Here is a 20,630-nt window from a genome sequence, read left to right on the forward strand (position 1 = left end):
CCGGCTAAAATAAATGCACCGGCGCAACAGAAAGTATGGGCAGTTTATACTTTGGGGCCAAAGGCCAGGTCGCCGGCATCGCCGAGGCCGGGCACGATGTAGGCTTTTTCGTTAAGGTGGTCGTCCAGCGCCCCCAACCAGATATGCGCTTCCGGCACCTGCTCCTGCACGTAGGCCAGCCCCTCGGGGGCGGCAATAGCCGCGGCAAAATGCACCTGCAGCGGCTTGCCGTGGCGCAGCATGCCCTTGTACGATTTCACCAGCGAGCGGCCGGTGGCCAACATGGGATCCGCCAGGATCAGGATCTTATCGTGCAGGTCGGTGGAGGCCAGGTACTCCATGTTGATCTGAAGCGCTGTGTGCTCCTCTTCCACCCTGTAAGCGCCTACAAAAGTGCTGTAGGCCTTGTCAAAATAGTTGAGCATGCCGTTATACAGCGGCAAGCCCGCCCGCAGGATAGTGGCCAGCACCGGCTGCTCGGCCAGCAGAAGCGTCTTTGTCTCGGCCAGCGGCGTGGTAACAGTTACTTCCTGGTAGGGCAGCGTTTTGGAAATCTCGTAGGCCAGCAGTTCTCCCAGCCGCTCCAGGTTGCGGCGGAAGCGCAGGCTGTCGCCATGCACCTGCACGTCGCGCAGCTCAGCTACAAAATGGTTCGCCAGTGAAGGGGTTTGGGTCAGGATATGTACATTTTTATTCTCCATGATAGCTGCCAAAGTATGAACGGGTTTCATCCCAAAGATACACAAGGACGCGCCTTACACCAATCCGAAAGGTATATTTCGCACCCTTCTCCTCCTAACATCTTACACACCGCATACGTACATGCCGCCCTGATGCGTTCTGTCAGGGCCCTGCCAAGTATAAATTCAGCCTTCGGGGCAGCGGAATCAGCCTTAAAAACAGTACATTCGCATTTAATAATAGTGATATAGCCACAAACCACTTATACATGAAACGCATACTTGGTGCTTTTGCCCTCTCGCTTGCCGCTTTTGCCGCGCAGGCGCAGGACGTCTACATGCCCTACGACCGCGACACCTATCACTTAATAGACCGCTACCAGATAAAGTTTGGCAAGCAGGTGCCGGAGATGCACACCGCCGTTCGCGCGTACGGCCGCGCCGAGGTTGCCGAGCTGGCCGAGATCAGCGCCCGCAACGCTGTAACCCGGGCTGACGAGTTTAACGCCGCTTACCTGCTCAACGACAACTGGAACTACACCGACCAGGCGCAGAACGAGAGCCGCAAACCTTTCCTTACCCATTTCTACCGCAACGTGTCGGACCTCTACCATGTGGATACCGAGGACTTTGTGCTGCGCGTAAACCCGGTGATTCATTTTGAGGTGGGCGTGGATAACGAGTCGGATGGGGTGCGCTACGTGAACACGCGCGGTGCCCAGATAGAGGGAAGTATAGACGACCGGTTTGGCTTTTACTTTTTTGTGGGCGAAAACCAGGCCCGCTACCCCGAGTACGTGAACCGCCGCATCCGGCGCGATGGCGTGGTGCCGCACGAGGGTTTTTGGAAGGATTTTAAGAAGGATGGGGCCGATTACATCACGGCACGTGGCTATATGAACTATGCCCTGAGCAAGCACGTGGAGGTGCAGTTGGGCCACGACCGCCACTTTATCGGCGACGGCTACCGCTCGCTCATTTACTCCGACTATGCCCCGCCGGCCTTCTTCCTCAAGCTCAACACTAAAGTATGGAAGCTGCACTACATGAACCTCTTCCAGGAGCTGATTCCGGTGTTTAACCGCCGCGATGAGCTCTACCCTAAAAAGTACATGGCCATGCACCGCCTGGGCGTGAACATTACCGACAACTTTAACTTCGGCCTTTACGAACAAGTGATCTTTGCGCGCGGCAAGGGCCGTTTCGAGCTGCAGTACCTTAACCCGATCATCTTCTACCGCAGTGTGGAGCACGGCCTGGGCAGCCCCGACAACATGCTGCTGGGCGGAGACTTCCGCTGGAACCTCTGGAACCGCCTGCAGCTGTACGGCCAGGTGGCGCTGGATGAGTTTGTGCTCGATGAGGTGAAAGGCGGCAACGGCTGGTGGGGCAATAAGTTCGGTGGCCAGTTCGGAGCCAAGTACATCGACGCCTTCGGGATTCCGAACCTGGACCTGCAGGGCGAGGTGAATGCCATCCGCCCATATACTTACCAGTATGAGGATGAATTCTCTAACTTCCAGCACTACCGCCAGCCACTGGCGCACCCCATGGGAGCCAACCTGGTGGAACTGGTAGGCATCGTACGGTACCAGCCCATCCCGCGCCTGCACCTGACGGCCAAAGCCATTGCTACAAAGTATGGCCAGGATGTAGTTTCTGCTACTGATACCCTGAACTACGGCAACAACGTGCTTCTCTCCTACCTCGACCGCGTGTCTACTTACGGTAACGAGATTGGGCAGGGCGTTAAAACTAACCAGGTGCACGCCGACCTGACGGCCTCGTTCCAGGTGCGCCACAACCTGTTTGTGGACCTGAAGCAGGTGGTGCGCCGCGTGAAGGCAGAAGGTGAGGCTCCGGACTACAACACGTCCTTTACCTCCTTTGCCCTCCGCTGGAATATCCCGCAACGGCTACACGAGTTTTAACCTTCTTCCGCCCCTTCCTAAAAACAGGAGGGGGCTTTTTTATACTTCTCCTTTCACTGGCGCCGGCATCTGACCGGTGCCGACGGTGTGTGCGAGTCTCCAGACTCGCTTATACCTACGTAGCTGCTTAGAAGCTACCACCTATTAATCAGCTCCGTCAAAACTTCCGCTTTACATTTATCACTCCGTTCTATTTCAGTATCTTTGCAACGGCTGGGCGAAATCACACCGCAATAGCCAAAGTATAAACAACTTAACCCATGATTTGTGGCTGCCACAGCGTAGCCATACGTATTGCCGGAGGGCAGAGAAGGCTTGTGCAGAAGAAGCATCCGGCAACCCCAACCATACCATGAAGACCTACCTTCGCATACTACAGTTTGCCAAACCCTACAGCCGGTTTGTGCCGCTCTACACCCTTTATACTTTCCTGGGCATCATTTTCGGCCTGTTCAACTTCACCCTGCTCATTCCGTTACTGGACGTGCTTTTCGGTAAAGTTGGCAACGACGAGGTAATGGCCATGGTCGCCACCAAGCCGGTGTTCGCGCTCAACCTGGAGTTCTTCAAGGACTTTTTTTACTACCATTTCGGTCATGTTATCCTGGAGCAGGGGCGCCAGGGGGCTTTGATGTTCGTCTGTATCATCATCATCGTATCAGTGTTTCTGGCTAACCTGTTCCGCTACCTGGCCTTCCGGATTGTGGGAGCGCTGCGGGCGCACGTGGTGCGCAACATGCGCCGGACTGTGTACGAGCGCGTAACCGAGCTGCACCTGGGCTACTTTAGCAACGAGCGCAAGGGCGACTTGATGACGCGCCTGACCGTGGACATACAGGAAGTGGAAAGCTCCGTAGTGAGCACGCTGACGGTGGTCATTCGCGAGCCGGTTTCCATCATTGCCTTTTTTATACTTCTCTTTAACATGTCGGTAGAGCTAACGCTGTTCTCGCTTATACTTCTGCCGCTATCCGGCGGTATCATTGCGGGCATCTCCAAGCGACTGAAGCGCAAGGCCAAGGAAGGACAGAACTCGCTCAGTTTTATACTTACCATCATCGATGAGACCCTGAGCGGCATGCGCGTGATCAAGGCCTTCAATGCCGAGCCGTTTATACTTGGCAAGTTCCACGATCAGAACAACCGTTACGCCCGCATCCAGTGCTCCATTGCCAACAAGCGCGATCTAGCCTCCCCGCTATCGGAGTTCCTAGGCGTGTCGGTGGTGGCGGGGCTGCTGCTCTACGGCGGCACAATGGTACTTAATAATGAGTCAGAGCTTGGGGCCAGTGAGTTTATCACCTACATCATCCTGTTCTCGCAGGTGCTGGTGCCGGCTAAGGCCATGTCAGCGGCCTTCAGCAACATCCAGCGCGGCCTGGTGTCCGGCGACCGGGTGCTGCAGGTGGTGGATACGGAGCCGCAGATCAAAAACAAGGCTAACGCCAAGGTGCTGCCCGCCTTCAGACATGAGATAGAGTTCAGGGATGTAGCCTTCGCCTACGGCGACAAGCCGGTGCTGCAGGACATCAACTTCAGTATACAGAAAGGCAAGACCGTGGCCCTGGTAGGCCCATCGGGTGGCGGCAAATCTACGCTGGCCGACCTGGTGCCGCGCTTCTACGACCCCACCAGCGGCGCCATCCTCATCGACGGCCACGACATCCGCGACTATACCATGGAGTCGGTGCGGGCGCAGATGGGGGTAGTGACGCAGGAGTCTATCCTTTTCAACGATACGATTTTCAACAATATCGCCTTTAACAAGACGGATGCCACGGAAGAGGAAGTAATCGCCGCCGCTAAAATCGCCAACGCGCATGAGTTTATCATCAATGCCGAGAACGGCTACCAGACTATGATTGGCGACAGGGGCAGCAAATTATCAGGCGGACAGCGCCAGCGTTTAAGCATCGCCCGGGCCATCCTACAAAATCCGCCGATACTCATACTGGACGAGGCTACCTCGGCGCTGGACACGGAATCGGAGAAGCTGGTGCAGGAGGCTTTGACTAACCTGATGAAGAACCGTACCTCCATCGTAATTGCGCATAGGTTAAGTACCATTCAGCATGCCGATGAAATACTGGTGCTGCAGCAGGGCAGAATTGTAGAAAGAGGCAACCACGAAGAACTGCTGGAGCACTCCGGTTTGTACGCCAAACTAACGCAAATGCAGCTAACGGTTTAACCGGATTTTGTACTTCAGAAGTATAGCCACTGCCTAAAACATAATCTTACAACTATATAGTATTTGTAAATAATATTTTTTTGTTAATTTTAGCCAAACAGTTGTTGTACGCAAATCGCTCAAGAAGCATGAAAGCTCTGAAAGCACTTCTCGATGTACTTGTGTTTGGTTATATCATCTTCACGGTACTGCTCCTGGCGGGGGCTATAGACGAAACGGCTATCTTAAATACAAATGCGGAGGATGAAGTCCTCACGCTCTACAAAGGGCTGGTAGCCATAGGCGGCGTGATTATGCTGGCGCGAGTGGTGATGAGCAGCGTTTACGTGGCCGACCTGAAGCACGAGCAGTACCGCGCCGAGCTTAAAATCAACAACCTGAAAGCCTCCCTCTACGAGAGCCGCCAGGCGTTCCGCAGCAACAGCTACAAAGAAGTGTACGCCGAGGAGCGGCAGGCAGAGGTGGCGTAACATACCCACATGACAGCTACTACCATACTTGCAGAACTGACGCAGGCACAGGACGTGCTTAATGCGTTTCTGTCTGATGCGGCTAACATCGCATCCATTGAACAGGCCGCCGAAACGATGGCCGCCTCTATCCAAAACGGAGGTAAAATAATCAGCTGCGGCAACGGCGGCTCCATGTGCGATGCCATGCACTTTGCCGAAGAGCTCTCCGGCCGCTACCGCAACGACCGCCGCGCCCTACCGGCCCTCTCCATCTCCGACCCCAGCCACATGAGCTGCGTGGGCAACGACTACGGCTACGAGTACGTGTTCTCCCGTTACCTGGAGGCGCTGGGCAACCAGGGCGACGTGCTGCTGGCCATCAGCACCAGCGGCAACTCGGGCAACGTGCTGCGCGCTGCTGAAACCGCCAAAGCCAAAGGCATGAAAGTGGTTGGCCTGACCGGCAAGGACGGTGGCAAGCTGGCCCCGCTCTGCGACGTGGAGATACGCGTGCCGCACTTTGGCTACGCCGACCGCGTGCAGGAAATCCATATCAAGGTCATCCACATCTTTATACTTTTGCTGGAGCAGAAGCTGGTGTAACTCACCTCCAAGTATAAACCAAAGTATAAATCCGGGTGGCAGCGCAGTTTCTACCACCCGGATTTATACTTTTAACCTGCCCTGGGCATTCTAAACACAGAAAACTCGTACGTAGTAAGTATAAATTTATACTCTGCCGGATGAAACACACGCTATACCTTATACTTGCGCTGGCCGCCTTTCTCGCCTCCTGCCAAAGCCAGGAAAACAGCAGGCAAACCGAGCCGGACACCATACCCGCAGATACCACGGCTGCACAACCACCCAAGCCTCCCGCCCCGGACTCGACTTACCTCATCGTTCCAGGCGAAAGTATAGGCAAGGTGAAGGTGGGGATGTATGGCGAGGCACTGGCGCGTATACTTGGCGAGCCCGACAGCAGCGACGCCGCGATGGGCAAGGCACTCTACTTCTGGGAAGGCGAACAGCCGGCGCATTATGTGTCGGTGTTTACGGTAACCGATTTCGGAGGCCAGGTAGAGAAGCCGGTGGTGCAGCAGGTACAGATCACCTCGCCGCGGTTCCTGACAAAAGACAGCATTGGCACGGGCAAGCCCCTCTCCGAGATCCGGCAGAAGTATGGCCCGCTCCGGCCACTGGCTTATTTCCAGAACGCGCAGCAGCAACAGGTGTATATTTTCGACAACCAGGCCCAGGGCATCGCCTTTGAGGTAACGCTGCCCGACAGCCTGTGCTCTGCCATCACGGTGCATCCCAAAGGCGAGGATATGGCCGACATCTACCTGCCCCTGCACCCGGACATGACCCGAATTAAGTAATTTTGCCACAGGCCATACTTTTAAAAGTATAACTCGGAATCAATTAGGTGCCAGCGTTGTTCCGCATCAAAAAAAATCCCGAGAACCTATACTTCCAACTGAAAGCAAACATGCTGATTAAGACCTTTGGCAGCGCCGTGCAGGGCGTCAATGCCTACACCATTACCGTAGAGGTTAGCGTTAGCCCCGGCACCAAATACTTCCTGGTAGGCCTGCCCGACAACGCCGTGAAGGAGAGCGAGCAGCGCATCGAGTCGGCCCTGAAGCACTTTGGCTACAAAATACCGCGCCAGAAGATTGTCATCAACCTGGCTCCCGCCGATATCCGCAAGGAAGGCTCCTCCTACGACCTCACGCTGGCTATGGGCATCCTGGCCGCCTCCGGCCAAATTTCCGCCGACAAGGTTTCGCAATACATGATCATGGGAGAGCTGTCGCTGGACGGTTCGCTGCGGCCGATAAAAGGAGTGCTGCCCATTGCCATACAAGCCCGCAAAGAGGGCTTCAAAGGCTTTATACTTCCGGCCCAGAACGCGCAGGAGGCCGCTATCGTGAACAACCTGGATGTAATCGGGGTGAACAACATACTGGAGGCCATAGAGTTTCTGGATGGTGCGCGCGAGATTGAGCCTCTGGTGATAAACACCCGCGAGCTTTTCGGCAACACCGCCGACCAGTACGCTGCTGATTTCTCGGATGTGCAGGGACAGGAAAATATTAAGCGTGCCCTGGAGATTGCCGCTGCCGGAGGCCACAACCTGATTATGATTGGCCCGCCGGGAGCCGGTAAGACCATGCTGGCCAAGCGGCTGCCGTCCATACTGCCACCTCTTTCAATGCATGAGGCACTGGAGACGACTAAGATACACTCGGTAGCGGGCAAACTGGGCGAGGCCGCCTCACTCTTGACCACACGCCCCTATCGCTCCCCGCACCACACCATTTCGGATGTGGCCCTGGTGGGAGGCGGCGGCGTGCCGCAGCCCGGCGAGATTTCGCTCTCGCATAACGGGGTGCTGTTCCTGGATGAGTTGCCCGAGTTTAAGCGCACGGTGCTGGAGGTGATGCGCCAGCCGCTGGAGGAACGCCGCGTGACCATTTCCCGCGCCAGGACCACCATCGATTTCCCCGCTAATTTTATGCTGGTGGCCAGCATGAACCCGTGCCCCTGCGGCTACTACAACCACCCTGAGAAAGAATGCGTGTGCGGCCCCGGTGTGGTGCAACGATACTTAAACAAGGTAAGCGGCCCGCTGCTGGACCGCATCGACCTGCACGTGGAGGTGACCCCTGTTACGTTTGACGAGATGACTGCTACGCGTAAGGCTGAGGACAGCGCCTCCGTGCGGGAACGTGTGATGAAGGCACGCGACGTGCAAACGGATCGCTTTAAGGACGTGCCGCAAATCCACTCCAACGCCATGATGCCCTCGCAAATGGTGAAGGAAGTATGCCAGATAAACGAAGCCGGGCGCACGCTGCTGAAGACGGCCATGGAGCGCCTGGGCCTCTCGGCCCGCGCCTACGACCGCATCCTGAAAGTGAGCCGCACTATTGCCGACCTGGCAGGCAGCGAAGAGATAAAAATTGAACATTTAGCAGAGGCTATTCAGTACCGCAGCCTCGACCGCGAAGGCTGGGCAGGCTAACAACAGCACAGCAAATAAACCTGTTTAACAATAACTTAACAAAAGCAGCAACCATACCCGGTTGCTGCTTTTTGTTTACCTTATTCATACTTTATACTCCCTAAATTGTACTCCTGCATCGCCAAGTTTATACTTTGAGCCTATACTTTTCCGCGAACCTTGCGTAATACCATACGACTGTTAGCCACGAACCTGATAGGCGCTGACAAGAACAGAAGTTTTTTACCAATGAAGAAAAGCTATGAAACAAACCTTATTAATCTTTGCACTCTTGCTGGCAACCGTTTTTGCCGCCGATGCCCAAAGTATAGGTGTGCGGGCAGGTGTTAACTACAGCGGTTTTTCGGGCGATGACTCGTTCGCCAGCGACAGGATGTTCCGCTTCCATGCCGGCCTAACCTCCAAGTTCTTCCTAACCACCGATGAGTTCTTCGCCATACAGCCCGAGTTGCTGTTCTCCCTGAAGGGGGCGGAGTCGGATGACGACGACTTTAAGGTGAAGGTGAGCTACATCGATGTGCCGGTGCTGGCCCACATTAATGCGGGACCAATTTACTTCGAGGCAGGTCCGCAGGTATCCTTCCGGGTAGGGGGCGATATCGAACTGAACGGCACCAACATACAGGATGACCTCGACGACTTTAAGCGGACTAGTTTAGGATACGCTGCAGGTGTGGGCTTTGCCGCCGGCGCCTCGGGGCTTACCGTGGGCGTGCGCTATAACGGCGATATCTCCAAACTTTACGACAACGATAACATCTCCGACGCCCGCAACAGCGTATTCATGCTCACGCTGGCTTATACTTTGCCTGGCCGGTAAGATTGCCTTTAGTATGAAATAAAACTATCGAAAAACTAAAAGTTCGGCTAAGCGCCGAACTTTTTTTTGCCCCTATGCCACCTCCCTGTGCATAGTGCCCACACATATTTTCAGATACTATATACCATAAGGCTATACTTTGGCCTGCTTGTTGATATCTGCTAGATACCCGGAACAGGAGAACCTGAAGGCCGCTGGCGCACCGTCCGCCGAAGTCTTGTAGGAAAGGCTGCTCCAGGACAATTTATTAACCACAGAGTATGTGGCCCCGGGTGCCGCATACGTTAACCTATAAAAGTATGAAGAAGCTATTATTATCATTAACCATCGCGCTGGCATCATTTACGGTGGCGCAGGCCCAGTCTGGGCTGGGTGTTCGGGGAGGCGCTAATTTCTCCAACCTTTCCGGCGACCTGAAAGACGAGTCGAGGTATGAGAACAAGGTGGGCTTCCATGGCGGCCTTACCTACAACATACCGGTAGTGGGCGACTTCTTCTCGATACAGCCAGAGCTTTTATACTCTAACAAAGGCTTTAAGTATGAGGACACCGAGGTAACACTGCCGGTGGGAGGCACCTTCCGCCGGGAGGGCAACATGAACTACAACTACCTCGAGCTGCCGGTGCTGGCCCGCATCAAAGCCGGCCCCATCTATTTTGAGGCTGGTCCGCAGGCCTCTTACCTACTCAGCGTGAACAACAATATCAAGGAGTACATGAACGGGGACCGCACCAGCTCCGCCACCACCGAAATCAGCAAAGGCGACATCAAGGACTTTGAGCTTGGTTACGCTGCCGGTATAGGTATTACTAGCGGCATGCTGAGCGTGGGCGTGCGCTACAACGGCAGTGTCACCGATTTTATGGATAAGTCCTCCACTGAGTTTTTTGATGATGAGAACTTCACCGACGCCCGTCACTCCACTATCATGCTGACGCTTGGCCTGAACTTCTCGGCCTCCAGATAAGAATTTTCTTTTCCTGTAATGCCTAAGCCAGCCCTTGCCATTTTGGTAGGGCTGGCTTTTTTGCTTCTCAACCTATTCTCATTGGCAGCAGTATCATTAAACTATACACACAATCCCTGCCTGCTATGAGAAAGACGCTATTACTACTGCTGTTTATACTTGTGCCGGCACTGCTGGCGCAGGCGCAATACGCCCGCCTGGGCGCCAAGGTGGGCGGCAACCTGTCCCGGGTACAGGGCTCCGACGGCTCCTCCAGCCTCACAAACAACCTGGCAGGGTTTAATGGCGGGCTTATACTTAGCTATGAGTTTGTCTCGCGGCTGGCCCTGCAGGCAGAGCTGCAGTACGAGCAGAAGGGCTTTGTTTACGACAACTACCCCATCAGCACGAACGAGGTACTCACTGATGACCACCGGCTACACTATCTGACGCTGCCCCTGATGCTAAAACTGCAGAAAGGGGGCTTGTTTGTGGAAGGCGGCCCCTACGTGGGCTACCTGGTGGGCGAGTCTACGCAGGTGAAGCGCGTAGACAGCCAAAGCGCCGGCAGCGACAACCCTGTTATACTTGGAAACTATTCCTTACACCTAACGGATTTTGAGCGCTGGGACTATGGTTATACGGTCGGCATTGGTTTGGAACTGGACAACGGGTTCTTCGTGAGCCTGCACAACATGGGCGGCCTTACCTCCTTCTCCAAAGCCCTGGACCAGAAGAACTTTGGCTTCAAGCTAAGTATAGGTTACCTGCTGCGCCCACCCTCAGTAGACGAAATGATGCTCTGAAAAACCAAAGGCCCGGTTGCAGTAGCAACCGGGCCTTTTTATACTTTATACTTTAAGATTACTTCTTCAGCTCTGCAAAATACTTGTAGAACAAAGGTATCGTTTCGATGCCCTTCATGAAGTTAAAGAGGCCGTAGCTCTCGTTTGGTGAGTGGATGGCATCCGAGTCCAAGCCAAAGCCCATCAGCACCGAATCCAGCCCCAACTCTGACTTGAACATGGCCACAATCGGAATGGAGCCACCGCTACGCACCGGAATGGGCTTCACCCCAAAGGTCTCCTCATAAGCCTTAGCAGCTGCCTGGTAGGCCGGAGAATCGGTAGGCGTTACCACTGGCTCGCCTCCGTGGTGCGGCTTCACTTCCACCTTCACGCTCTTAGGCGCTATACTTTCAAAGTGCTTCTTAAACTTCTCAGTAATCTCCTCTGAGGTCTGGTTAGGCACCAGGCGCATCGAGATTTTAGCATAGGCCTTGGAAGGAATCACCGTTTTGGCGCCCTCACCGGTATAGCCACCCCAGATACCGTTCACATCCAGCGTCGGGCGGATGGAGTTGCGCTCCATGGTTACGTAGCCGGCCTCACCGTGTACATCGCCCAGGTTCAGCGCTTTTTTATACTTCTCCAGGTCAAACGGGGCGCGGGCCATGTCGGCACGCTCCTCCTGGCTCAGCTCCTGCACGTTGTCGTAGAAACCGGGTATGGTGATGTGGTTGTTCTCGTCGTGCAGCGAGGCAATCATCTGGCACAGTATGTTGATGGGGTTCGCCACGGCGCCGCCGTACAGGCCGGAGTGCAGGTCACGGTTCGGGCCGGTCACCTCTACCTCCAGGTAGCTCAGGCCGCGCAGGCCGGTGGTAATGGATGGCGTGTCGTTGGCCAGCATACCGGTGTCGGAGATCAGGATCACGTCCCCCTGCAGGCGGTCTTTGTGCTCGCGCACAAAAGCGCCCAAGTTCACGGAGCCCACTTCCTCCTCGCCCTCAATCATGAACTTAACGTTGCAGGCCAGCGTGCCGGTTTTCACCATCGTCTCGAACGCCTTTACGTGCATGTACATCTGGCCCTTGTCGTCGCAGGCGCCGCGCGCGTATATCTTGCCATCTTTTATCACGGGCTCAAACGGAGGCGAGGTCCACAGCTCATACGGGTCGGCAGGCTGCACATCGTAGTGGCCGTAAACCAGCACGGTCGGCAGGTTGGGATCAACCAGCTTCTCGCCGTACACCACCGGGTTACCGGCAGTCTCCACCAGCTCCACGTTATCGGCACCGGCCTCTATCAGGCGCGCCTTCAGGTATTCGGCATTGCGCATGACATCGGCCTTAAACTTAGGGTCGGCACTAACCGATGGGATGCGCAGCATGTCGAGCAGTTCGTCTACAAAACGATCTTTGTTATCGTTGATATATTGGTTAAGCATAGCGTTTGGGTTTACTCAGTAAGGGATAAAGATACAAAAAAAAGCCACCCCTTACAGGCGGGGCGGCTTTTCTCATACTTTTATACGTGCTATACTTTAGCGTTTGCGGCCGAGTTTGATGTTGGCCTTGCTTTCCTCTCCGGCGATGAGGCGGTTGATGTTCTTGCGGTGCGTGAGCACCACCACCGCGAAAAGTATAAACCCGAAGATAATGAGAATCGGGTTTTCGGGGCGGAAGCGGGGCACCAGCAACAGCAGCATCGGGAAGGCCAGTGCCGCAATCATGGAGCCCAGCGAAACATACTTTGACGTGAAGAGCACCACCACGAAAATGGCAATGCACACCAGCGCCACCACCGGCTCGATGGCCAGCATCATGCCCAGCAAGGTAGCCACTCCTTTGCCGCCCTTAAAGCGCTCGTACACCGGGAAGATATGACCCAACACGCCGATGGCACCATAAGCCAACTGGTAAAAGATCAGGTTATCAGGCTCGATGGCATTAAAAATCACCAGAAAGCCGGCCAGCGAGGTAGCCGTCCAACCCTTAAAAATATCAAGCAGCATTACGATGGTACCGGGCTTTTTGCCCAGCACCCGGAAGGTATTGGTGGCACCGGAGTTGCCGCTGCCATGTTGCCGGATATCGATGCCATAGTATGCCTTGCCTATCCACACAGCCGAGCATATAGAGCCGACGAGGTAGGCCACGATGGCAAACGCAACTATTACTACTATTTCCATACAATTCAGATTACAACCAGGGGCTTGCTACTGCCATAAAGCACCGATTTGCAGGCGCAGGTGCATAAAAAGGCGCAAAACAAGCCCAAATATAGGTAAATCTTGATTTCCTAACTAATAATTAAGCGCCGCATTAACCTATACGCTCCGCTCATGCCTCCTGGTTATATCAGAAGGCTCCCTCCCCTTCTTCCTCCTGCTTCTTTTTCTTCTTCCGGCTCTTCTTGTCATCGTCTTCCGAGATGAAGTCGAAGTTACCTGTAGGCTGGCTTACAACCTGCTCAGTGGCGGTTTTGAAGCCAGGCTGCCCACCCAGGTACATGTTCTGGAAGTGGTTGATGAACTCGCTTTTCTCCATCGTCAGGCCCTCGTATATGCCGAAGCTGGCCGAGGAGCCGCGGTTGCCCTTGGACTTGCCGCGTATTGCCTTGTTAAACTTGTCGTCAGACGATACCATGGTCAGGCCATTCTCGAAGAAGCTGAAGTAGTACCAGGTATACTGGTCGGCCTGCAAGTATAAATTCACCACCGGGTCGCCGTGCATGTCCTGCTTCATCTCCAGGTAACCGTTCATGCGCGCGTTGATGTCCTCCTTCATGCTGCTGGCCACCCCGAGGCCGCCCACGCTGTACCAGGCTTTCTGGTCGTTAGACCAACGCAGGTTCACGTCAGAGAGTATCAGGCTTCGCTCCAGTTTTTTAGATAGTTTCGGCAGCGGCACGTACTCCACCACCGACAGCTCTTTATACTTGCGTGCATCGCGGTCTCCCACAAATTCCCCTATCTGGTAGAGCAGGGCATCATCCACCTTGCTGATGGCGGGTGCCCCGGCGGCATTGCCGCGCAAGTTGCCTGCCATGGCGCCAAGGGCGGCTCCCGGCACATCCATGTCAAAAGCCAGAAGGGTATGCAGGCTGTAGCGGCTGCTGTCCACGTTGGCGTCGCCGCTGCCGGAGGCCGTGATGTTAAATCCTTTCTTCGGCTTCACCAGGTTAAGCTTGCCCTCAAAATGCACGGTGTTCGATGCCTCGTTGTAGCGCAGCACGTTGCCTTCATAGGCATTGCCATAGGCCCTTGCCTCGCGCCCCATTTTAAACTCCCCACTTTCCTTGTCATACGAGAGCAGCCCATCCACCGTGAAAAGGTCCAGGTCCTCTTCCGCCTGCTTCCTGGACACAAAAGTATTGTAGAGTGTACCAGAGCCAGCGCTTACGTGCAAGCCCGTATGCAGCGGCAAGCCATCAGCGGCCTTCGGCTTCAGGATCGGGATGCGCACGTTGTTCGGGTCGAGGGTGTCTTTCTTGTATGGGAACCAGTCGGAGTCTTCCGGATTTCCGGTGAAGTTCAGCTTTACCTCGCCGTTAAAATCCATGTTCTGGTTAGAGGCATGCAGCACAGCCTTGCCGCGGTACATGATTCTTGGGAAGATGTAGAACGGTGCGGTTCCTTCCTCCACGCTGGCTGTGGCATACGTATAAATCGGCTTCTTTTTCTGCTGCGGGTTGCCGTACACAAAGTCTCCGAAGTGCAGCTTAAACGAGTCGCCGGCGGCATTGTAGTAATCGCGCATGGCATCGCCCCGCATTTCGTATCGCGACAGCACATCGATATTGCCGGCGTATAGTTTGTGGTGCTGCTGCACGGAGTCGGTAAGTACCTGGGCATTGCGCAGGGTGCGGATGCTCGCCCCGGCCTGCACGGCCACCTTGCCGCTGTCCGGCACCACGTACGAGTCGGCTACAGCAATGTAAGGCACCCCAGAGGCGTGCAGTGTGTTATCCTGCAGGCTGAACTCGCCGCCCTCGGCCATAAACCGCAGTCCTTCCTGGTCGGGGTGCTGGGAGTAGAACCAGTTTTTGCCGCCGTTCTCATCCGCTTTCAGGTTTACCTTTTTCTGGTTCATGTCCCAGCGGGCGCTACTCATGGAGGTTTTATACTGTGTTTTCGGGAACTCCATACTGGCCGCTCCCTTCTGCTCACTCGCAAAGTCCACAAAGCCGGTGGTCATGTCGTAGGTAAAGGCCACATCCTGCGCCTTAATGGCTGGGCGCCCCTCCACGTCCGACTTCACAAGCATCTGGGCATTGTTGCCGCTGAAACTGCGCTGGTCGAACCTGAACTTATCGGTCGTAACGTTGGCGTTTGCATTGTCCAGTACGCCGGTGCCGTACAAACCGCCCGGCGACATCTTGGCCACTCCCTTGAAAGTATAGCCTTCCTTGTACATGTTCATCGGCTCCTCCGCGGTTTGCAGGTACATGGTATCCGCCTGAGGCTGCCAGTTCATGTTAAAGCCTTTGAGCGAGGCAGCCGGGTAAGCAATGCCGTTTACCGTCGTTTCGCTGATGGTTACTTCTGTGCCGCCCTCTGCTACGGCTCCATTTTTGTAGAACGTATACTCAGGGGCATGGAGCGTTGCAGCCAGGTAGGTTAACTTACCGCGGCTCTGGATACCCGCCGAGCTCAGCATGATTGTATCGTAAACCATCCCTTTACCACCGTAGGTCTCCAATCCCTTGGCCGACGGCTGATAATAGAAACCCATGGTCTCATCGGGCATCAACTGCAGCTTTGCCTTGATGGGCGGGAAAATCCCTCCGGAGTGGAAAGTGCCGTCGAAGGCTACTTTGTGGTTTCCTGAACTGAGGCTGTCGAGCTTAAACGGAGGCATGTCGAAGTATACAGTGCTGTCGTAGGCCCCTCCTGCCACCTCGGGGCGCGAGAAAGCCATCTGCGCACCGGCCACCGCATCGAACTTGGGGTACTCCGCCATAAACTTTTCCCCCGATTTGTTATCCGGTTTGTTGATATACAGCTTGCCCGACGAGCTACTGGTCATCACCTGCTCCCTGGCTTTATTGTTTTTGGCCCTGCGGTTGTCGGTCACCAGGGCGATGGTGTCCAGCTTGGTCAGGTCGATGGAGAACTCATCGTAGTTAAACCGGAACTCCGTGCCGCGCAGGGCCAACCGGCTGGCGTATACTTGTCCGTCAAATTCGATGTCGCGGTTCTTGAGCACGTGGATTTCCTGGCGGCGGGGCAGAATGTATACACTGGCCGTGTCGTTGTTAAACGTGATTTTGTTTACCCCGCGCACCGTCAGCTTGTTATTCTCCAGGTTCAGGGTGGCGTTGCGTCCGGAGGGCACCACCGACTTTATCACAATATGGTCGTAGTCGTTCTTGTCACGCGAGGCCCCAACGTAGTGCCAGGCCTTGTTTTTCAGCTCCACAAAGCCGGAGGCAGGGTCGTAGTCCAGGTAGCCCTGGTAGGCCATGTTCTGGGCCGCCTCCCGCACGGCCTTCTCATCCAGGCGGGTGGCGCGGGCCACGTCAGCAGTATAAAAAGTGCTGGACTTCACTTTGGCCCCGTAGCCTACCAGCACCTGCAGCGGGTGGAAAGGCGCGATGCCCACTAGTTGCTGGTAACGCACATTGGAGTAATATTCCGTGGACTCCAGCTGCACCGGTATCAGTGTCTTGGTGTTCAGGATGGAGAACTCGATTTCCGGCTGATTCAGGTTCCAGTGCAGGCGCTCCGCCGTCACCTCCAGGTTGTGGTAGGAGTCGTAAAGCGGGGTGCGGGCGTAAGGACCTTTGTCTTTCGTCAGGGTCAGGTCCTGGTTTACGCGGGAGTAGCGCAGCTGCATGCCCGGGTGCGTGAGCGAGTCTTGCCCCATGTACACGGACACGGAGGCACGGCTAGCCACCACCACCGAGTCCTCGAAGGTATAGTTGCGGGCCATGGTGCGGAATTTCCGCTGCCCCTGCCTCGACACCACCAGCTGCGACAGGCTGCCATCCAGCGGGCGGCTGCCAATCATGTCGCCGCTGAGCGAGAAGCCGCCGGTATAGGCAATGTCGCCTCCCAGGCTGCTCAGCCGGGCATCGTTGGTGAAGGAGGTAAACTTTGGATAAGGGTAACTGCCGGTTTTGCGCTTGCTGCTTATCCACTCCAGGGCGCCATCCACAGGCGCTGCCAGCACCGCATTATAAGTTACTTTGGTATCAGGAGCCTTGAAACCGGCAAAGCTGGTGTTAAAGCTATACTTGTTGAACTCGGCTTTGGCCGGCTCTCCTTTTACCTTCCAGTTAAACTCGCCTCCCTCGCCCACAAACATGTTCTGGGCAAGCATCAGCTGGCCCGAGGTGTTCTGTATAGCGGCAGAGTCCCAGGGCGTGACGAACACGAGTGCCACCTTCTCCAGCTTCAGCACAGGCCCCGATACTTTGGGCATAGCTGGCACAAACATGCGCTTTATACTTTCCTTCTGCTTCTGGGCGTTCTTCTGCTTCTCCTCTTTCTTAGGCTTTGGCGCTACCGTTCCCCAACCGTCATCATCCCAGGTATCCTCACTTGCGGCCGGCTCATCGTCCCAGGACACGCTTCCCCAGGCATCGGCGTCCCCCGCCTGCTCCTCTACCGCCTTGCTGGCCCCTTCGTAGGCAAAACTGAAGCTGCCCCCGGAGGTACGCAGGCTATAGTAGGAGTTCTGAAACAACTTATTCTGATCCATGAACAGGCTGAGCGTGCGCAGGAACTGCTCCAGCTGTTTCACGTCTTCCTGCTGTGCTGCCTTTGCCGTTACCTCCAGCAGGTTATCCAGCTGGGCCGGGCGCAGGTTCTGCTTCTTGACACCGGCAGTTAGCATGGTAAAGAAGTCGGAGAAGTGTGGGCTGGTGCGCATGCGTTTGCGGTACATGCGCTGCGCGATTTCCACCACCTCTTTCTGCTGTTTGGAGGAAAGCTTTCCGCTGCTCCATACTTCCTCCAGGTCGGCAGAAAGTGCCTCAGCGTTCTCAACCTTTCCCGCCAGTAGCATCGCTTTCGCATCTGCCACAAACTTGTCTGGCTCGGCAGAAAGTTTTACCTGCTGCGCCTGCGCCGTCAGAACCGTAAAAAACAGGATAAGGGGTAAAAGTTGTTTCATAAAGGTAGCGGTTGGGTGATTGGATGGTAATTTATACTTCTGGATGCGTAGGCTAGGCCTTGAAAATGGCAGAAACCCAGTTGTTCTTGACCCGGTGAGAGCCATAGGTCAGGCCCAGTTCCTCGCATCGTTGCTGTATCATGGGCAGATCTTCGGTATAGAAGCCGCTCAGCAGCAGGTAGCCGCCTGGCTTCAGCACTGCCTTGTAAGCCGGCATATCTTCGAGCAAAACGTTGCGGTTGATGTTGGCCAGGATGATATCGTATGGTTCATCACCTGCGATGGTCTCGGCACCGCCCAGGCGTACGTCTATACTGGCGTAACCGTTTAGTTCGGCGTTTTCGCGGGCGTTTTCCACGGTCCAGTCCTCTATCTCCACCGCCACAATCTCTGTAGCGCCCAGCTCGCCGGCCATGATGGCAAGTATACCGGTGCCGCAGCCCATGTCCAGCACGCGCTTGCCCTGGTGGTCCAGCGTGAGCTGGTTCTCAATCATAAGCGTGGTGGTTTCGTGGTGGCCCGTGCCAAACGACATTTTCGGGTTTATCACGATATCATACTTTGCCTCGGCTGGTTTCTCGTGAAACGAGGCGCGCACCGACACCTGACCGCCGATGAACAGCGGCTCGAAGTTCCGCTCCCACTCCTCGTTCCAGTTCTGGCGCTCGATTTTCTGCACCGTGTACTCCACCTGCACAAAATCAGCGTAGCGGGCCAGTACTTCCTCCAGATCCTGCTGGCTATACTTGTCCTCCTCCACATAGGCACTAAAGCCGTCCTCCGTCTCTACAAAGGCATCGAAGCCCAGCTCTGCGAGCTCGGCAGTGAGTATATCCGCAAAATCAGCGTTTACTTTTAAGGTTACTTCTAAAAAATCCATGGTAAAAATTAATCTCGACAAGTGGCAAAAGAGCGTACATCGGTAAAATGCACGGTAAAATCGGCCTGGTGGCGCTGGTCAGTTACATAGAGCACGTGGCTGGCGAAAGCCTTGGTGGGCGTCACGAACCACACGGCAGGCGCGTCGGCAAAAAGCTTGTTGCTCTCACGGTACACGACCATGTCGGCAAAGGCTTCCTGCTCGCCCAAATACACCACATGCGAGGCGGTGTTTTTATACAGCGGGTTACGCTCCAGGTAAACGGCCCCGTACACCTGGCAATGGTTGCGGGCTGCCTCTGCCGCAGGAGCAGCACCCAGGTAAGGTAGCAGCGAAATCCAGAGCGTCAACAGTAACTGCATAATATTAATTTGTTAAAATATAGGCAAGATACAAAAAAAGGTCGCTCGTCCAGCAGACCAGCGACCTTTTTAACAATTTCCTATTGTATTTTAAATGGATTTAATCACATCCGTAAAATCCCTTGATTTAAGCGATGCGCCACCGATCAAACCGCCATCTACATCGGCCTGAGAGAATAGTTCTTTGGCGTTGCCCGGGTTGCAGCTGCCGCCATAAAGTATAGAGGCGTTGTAGGCTGCCTCGGCATCGAACATGCGGGCCAGTTGCTCCCGGATATACTCGTGCATTTCCTGTGCCTGCTGGCTGCTGGCCGTACGGCCGGTGCCAATGGCCCAAATTGGCTCATAGGCAATCACCACCTGGTCAAACTCCTCGTTGCTGAGGTAAGAAAGGCTGTCGTGCAGCTGCTTGCCCACATAGTCGAAGTGGCGGTCGGCGTCGCGCTCCTCCAGCGGCTCTCCGCAGCAGAAGATTGGTTTCATGCCGTGGGCAATGGTGGCTTTCATTTTCTGGTACAACGTTTGGGCGTCCTCGTGGTGGTACATGCGGCGCTCGCTATGGCCGATGATCACATACTCCACGCCTACCGACTTAAGCATGGCAGCCGATACTTCGCCGGTGTAGGCGCCGCTCTCGTGCTCGCTCACGTCCTGCGCGGCCAGGTGCATTTTGTCGTTGCCCTGCACCAGCTTGCCTACGCTCTGCAGAAACGGAAACGGAGGGGCCACTACCACGGTCACCTCGCTGTTCACCTCGTCCCGCACCATGTTGTCGATCTCCGATACCAGCGAGAGCGCCTCTTCGGCTGTTTTATTCATTTTCCAGTTGCCTGCAACAATCTTCTTTCTCATGTTTTATACTTTGTATTGATGATTTTATACTTGGCTTGTTCCGAAGCTTTACGGCAAGATAGGAAAAAATGGTGTACCTGATATTTATACTTTGCCGGAGTATTTAAGTAGTTCTATACTTGCTGGTTTATACTTCGCTATACTTTATACTTTGCCTATACGTCTATGCTTATCTGGCGAAAGCGTCCGCTTGTGTCGTTACTCTTTAGCTATACTTTCCTAGCCTCGGCTTCCCACAGCTGGAAACAAGCTATCCTTTCTAGTTACCGCTCATCCTCCAGACTTACATACCTATCGTTGCATCTATATTTGGCTCCCTCAAGGCCGGGAGGCCTCGCCTTCGGGCATCGCGCTGTGTTCCCTCCTTGTCTCGCTAGCGCTCAGCATGCCCTTGACGGGCACCGGATCTCACAAGGCGCTCAACTCAAAGGCTGGGAACAGATTCGATAGCCACGGCCCTTGCTGTCATCTCGACCCTCTTGAGGCGGGAGCCGAAGAGAGCCAGCGTAGCTGTGAGAGATCTGAAGAGAATTCCGGATAGCTCTCTCGCCCTGCTCGAGATGACAGGTGGAGCGGCAAGT

16 protein-coding genes are annotated in these 20,630 nt (G+C 55.0%); 9 read left to right on the forward strand and 7 right to left on the reverse strand.

The window, feature by feature from the left end; translation table 11 throughout:
• Positions 1-44 precede the first annotated feature (44 nt).
• Positions 45-701: a uracil phosphoribosyltransferase gene (upp, locus tag BM040_RS20040; protein ID WP_245756315.1), complete on the reverse strand. Its 657-nt coding sequence runs from the start codon at positions 699-701 to the stop codon at positions 45-47.
• Positions 702-949: 248 nt separating this feature from the next.
• On the opposite strand from upp, the gene BM040_RS20045 reads away from it, so the two are divergent.
• The 9 genes from BM040_RS20045 to BM040_RS20085 all read left to right on the forward strand — a co-directional run bounded on the left by BM040_RS20045 (position 950) and on the right by BM040_RS20085 (position 10,858).
• Positions 950-2,611 carry a hypothetical protein gene (locus tag BM040_RS20045; RefSeq protein ID WP_092105317.1) on the forward strand — a complete coding sequence of 554 codons (1,662 nt, stop codon included), beginning with the start codon at positions 950-952 and terminating at the stop codon, positions 2,609-2,611.
• Positions 2,612-2,963: 352 nt separating this feature from the next.
• Entirely contained in the window at positions 2,964-4,802 is a 1,839-nt protein-coding gene (locus tag BM040_RS20050; protein ID WP_092105319.1) for an ABC transporter ATP-binding protein, read from the forward strand.
• A 128-nt stretch (positions 4,803-4,930) separates the two neighbouring features.
• Entirely contained in the window at positions 4,931-5,272 is a 342-nt protein-coding gene (locus BM040_RS20055; protein ID WP_092105321.1) for a hypothetical protein, read from the forward strand.
• Positions 5,273-5,281: 9 nt separating this feature from the next.
• Positions 5,282-5,857: a D-sedoheptulose 7-phosphate isomerase gene (gene lpcA, locus BM040_RS20060; RefSeq protein WP_092105323.1), complete on the forward strand. Its 576-nt coding sequence runs from the start codon at positions 5,282-5,284 to the stop codon at positions 5,855-5,857.
• A 140-nt stretch (positions 5,858-5,997) separates the two neighbouring features.
• Entirely contained in the window at positions 5,998-6,636 is a 639-nt protein-coding gene (locus BM040_RS20065; RefSeq protein WP_092105325.1) for a hypothetical protein, read from the forward strand.
• 110 nt (positions 6,637-6,746) lie between these two features.
• Positions 6,747-8,285 (forward strand): YifB family Mg chelatase-like AAA ATPase, encoded by a 1,539-nt coding sequence (locus BM040_RS20070; protein ID WP_092105405.1) that lies wholly within the window; start codon positions 6,747-6,749, stop codon positions 8,283-8,285.
• A gap of 241 nt (positions 8,286-8,526) precedes the next feature.
• Positions 8,527-9,105: a porin family protein gene (locus BM040_RS20075; protein ID WP_092105327.1), complete on the forward strand. Its 579-nt coding sequence runs from the start codon at positions 8,527-8,529 to the stop codon at positions 9,103-9,105.
• 299 nt (positions 9,106-9,404) lie between these two features.
• On the forward strand, positions 9,405-10,073 hold the full coding sequence (locus tag BM040_RS20080; RefSeq protein ID WP_092105329.1) for a porin family protein: 669 nt from the start codon (positions 9,405-9,407) through the stop codon (positions 10,071-10,073).
• 125 nt (positions 10,074-10,198) lie between these two features.
• A complete protein-coding gene (locus tag BM040_RS20085; RefSeq protein ID WP_092105331.1) occupies positions 10,199-10,858 on the forward strand; it encodes a porin family protein in 660 nt (219 codons plus the stop codon).
• Between the two features lie 58 nt (positions 10,859-10,916).
• On the opposite strand, the gene BM040_RS20090 is transcribed toward BM040_RS20085, so the two are convergent.
• From BM040_RS20090 to tpiA, 6 genes are all read right to left on the reverse strand, one after another.
• Positions 10,917-12,281: a dipeptidase gene (locus tag BM040_RS20090; RefSeq protein WP_092105333.1), complete on the reverse strand. Its 1,365-nt coding sequence runs from the start codon at positions 12,279-12,281 to the stop codon at positions 10,917-10,919.
• A gap of 96 nt (positions 12,282-12,377) precedes the next feature.
• Positions 12,378-13,025, reverse strand: a complete 648-nt coding sequence (plsY, locus tag BM040_RS20095; RefSeq protein WP_092105335.1) for a glycerol-3-phosphate 1-O-acyltransferase PlsY — start codon at positions 13,023-13,025, stop codon at positions 12,378-12,380.
• A gap of 169 nt (positions 13,026-13,194) precedes the next feature.
• On the reverse strand, positions 13,195-17,955 hold the full coding sequence (locus BM040_RS20100) for a hypothetical protein (protein WP_092105337.1): 4,761 nt from the start codon (positions 17,953-17,955) through the stop codon (positions 13,195-13,197).
• A 52-nt stretch (positions 17,956-18,007) separates the two neighbouring features.
• Positions 18,008-18,835 carry a 50S ribosomal protein L11 methyltransferase gene (prmA, locus tag BM040_RS20105; RefSeq protein ID WP_092105339.1) on the reverse strand — a complete coding sequence of 276 codons (828 nt, stop codon included), beginning with the start codon at positions 18,833-18,835 and terminating at the stop codon, positions 18,008-18,010.
• A gap of 8 nt (positions 18,836-18,843) precedes the next feature.
• Complete coding sequence (locus BM040_RS20110) at positions 18,844-19,197, reverse strand: 7(1) septoil knot domain-containing protein (protein ID WP_092105341.1); 354 nt, start codon at positions 19,195-19,197, stop codon at positions 18,844-18,846.
• Positions 19,198-19,287: 90 nt separating this feature from the next.
• Positions 19,288-20,049: a triose-phosphate isomerase gene (gene tpiA, locus BM040_RS20115; RefSeq protein WP_092105343.1), complete on the reverse strand. Its 762-nt coding sequence runs from the start codon at positions 20,047-20,049 to the stop codon at positions 19,288-19,290.
• Positions 20,050-20,630: the final 581 nt, after the last annotated feature.

The organism is Pontibacter chinhatensis (genome assembly GCF_900113285.1).
GTDB lineage: Bacteria > Bacteroidota > Bacteroidia > Cytophagales > Hymenobacteraceae > Pontibacter > Pontibacter chinhatensis.

What these genes read in the sequence shown, in the direction of transcription:
- upp (WP_245756315.1), bottom strand. Translation starts at nt 701, where the DNA reads ATGGAGAATAAAAATGTACATATCCTGACCCAAACCCCTTCACTGGCG.
- BM040_RS20045 (WP_092105317.1), top strand. Translation starts at nt 950, where the DNA reads ATGAAACGCATACTTGGTGCTTTTGCCCTCTCGCTTGCCGCTTTTGCC.
- BM040_RS20050 (WP_092105319.1), top strand. Translation starts at nt 2,964, where the DNA reads ATGAAGACCTACCTTCGCATACTACAGTTTGCCAAACCCTACAGCCGG.
- BM040_RS20055 (WP_092105321.1), top strand. Translation starts at nt 4,931, where the DNA reads ATGAAAGCTCTGAAAGCACTTCTCGATGTACTTGTGTTTGGTTATATC.
- lpcA (WP_092105323.1), top strand. Translation starts at nt 5,282, where the DNA reads ATGACAGCTACTACCATACTTGCAGAACTGACGCAGGCACAGGACGTG.
- BM040_RS20065 (WP_092105325.1), top strand. Translation starts at nt 5,998, where the DNA reads ATGAAACACACGCTATACCTTATACTTGCGCTGGCCGCCTTTCTCGCC.
- BM040_RS20070 (WP_092105405.1), top strand. Translation starts at nt 6,747, where the DNA reads ATGCTGATTAAGACCTTTGGCAGCGCCGTGCAGGGCGTCAATGCCTAC.
- BM040_RS20075 (WP_092105327.1), top strand. Translation starts at nt 8,527, where the DNA reads ATGAAACAAACCTTATTAATCTTTGCACTCTTGCTGGCAACCGTTTTT.
- BM040_RS20080 (WP_092105329.1), top strand. Translation starts at nt 9,405, where the DNA reads ATGAAGAAGCTATTATTATCATTAACCATCGCGCTGGCATCATTTACG.
- BM040_RS20085 (WP_092105331.1), top strand. Translation starts at nt 10,199, where the DNA reads ATGAGAAAGACGCTATTACTACTGCTGTTTATACTTGTGCCGGCACTG.
- BM040_RS20090 (WP_092105333.1), bottom strand. Translation starts at nt 12,281, where the DNA reads ATGCTTAACCAATATATCAACGATAACAAAGATCGTTTTGTAGACGAA.
- plsY (WP_092105335.1), bottom strand. Translation starts at nt 13,025, where the DNA reads ATGGAAATAGTAGTAATAGTTGCGTTTGCCATCGTGGCCTACCTCGTC.
- BM040_RS20100 (WP_092105337.1), bottom strand. Translation starts at nt 17,955, where the DNA reads ATGAAACAACTTTTACCCCTTATCCTGTTTTTTACGGTTCTGACGGCG.
- prmA (WP_092105339.1), bottom strand. Translation starts at nt 18,835, where the DNA reads ATGGATTTTTTAGAAGTAACCTTAAAAGTAAACGCTGATTTTGCGGAT.
- BM040_RS20110 (WP_092105341.1), bottom strand. Translation starts at nt 19,197, where the DNA reads ATGCAGTTACTGTTGACGCTCTGGATTTCGCTGCTACCTTACCTGGGT.
- tpiA (WP_092105343.1), bottom strand. Translation starts at nt 20,049, where the DNA reads ATGAGAAAGAAGATTGTTGCAGGCAACTGGAAAATGAATAAAACAGCC.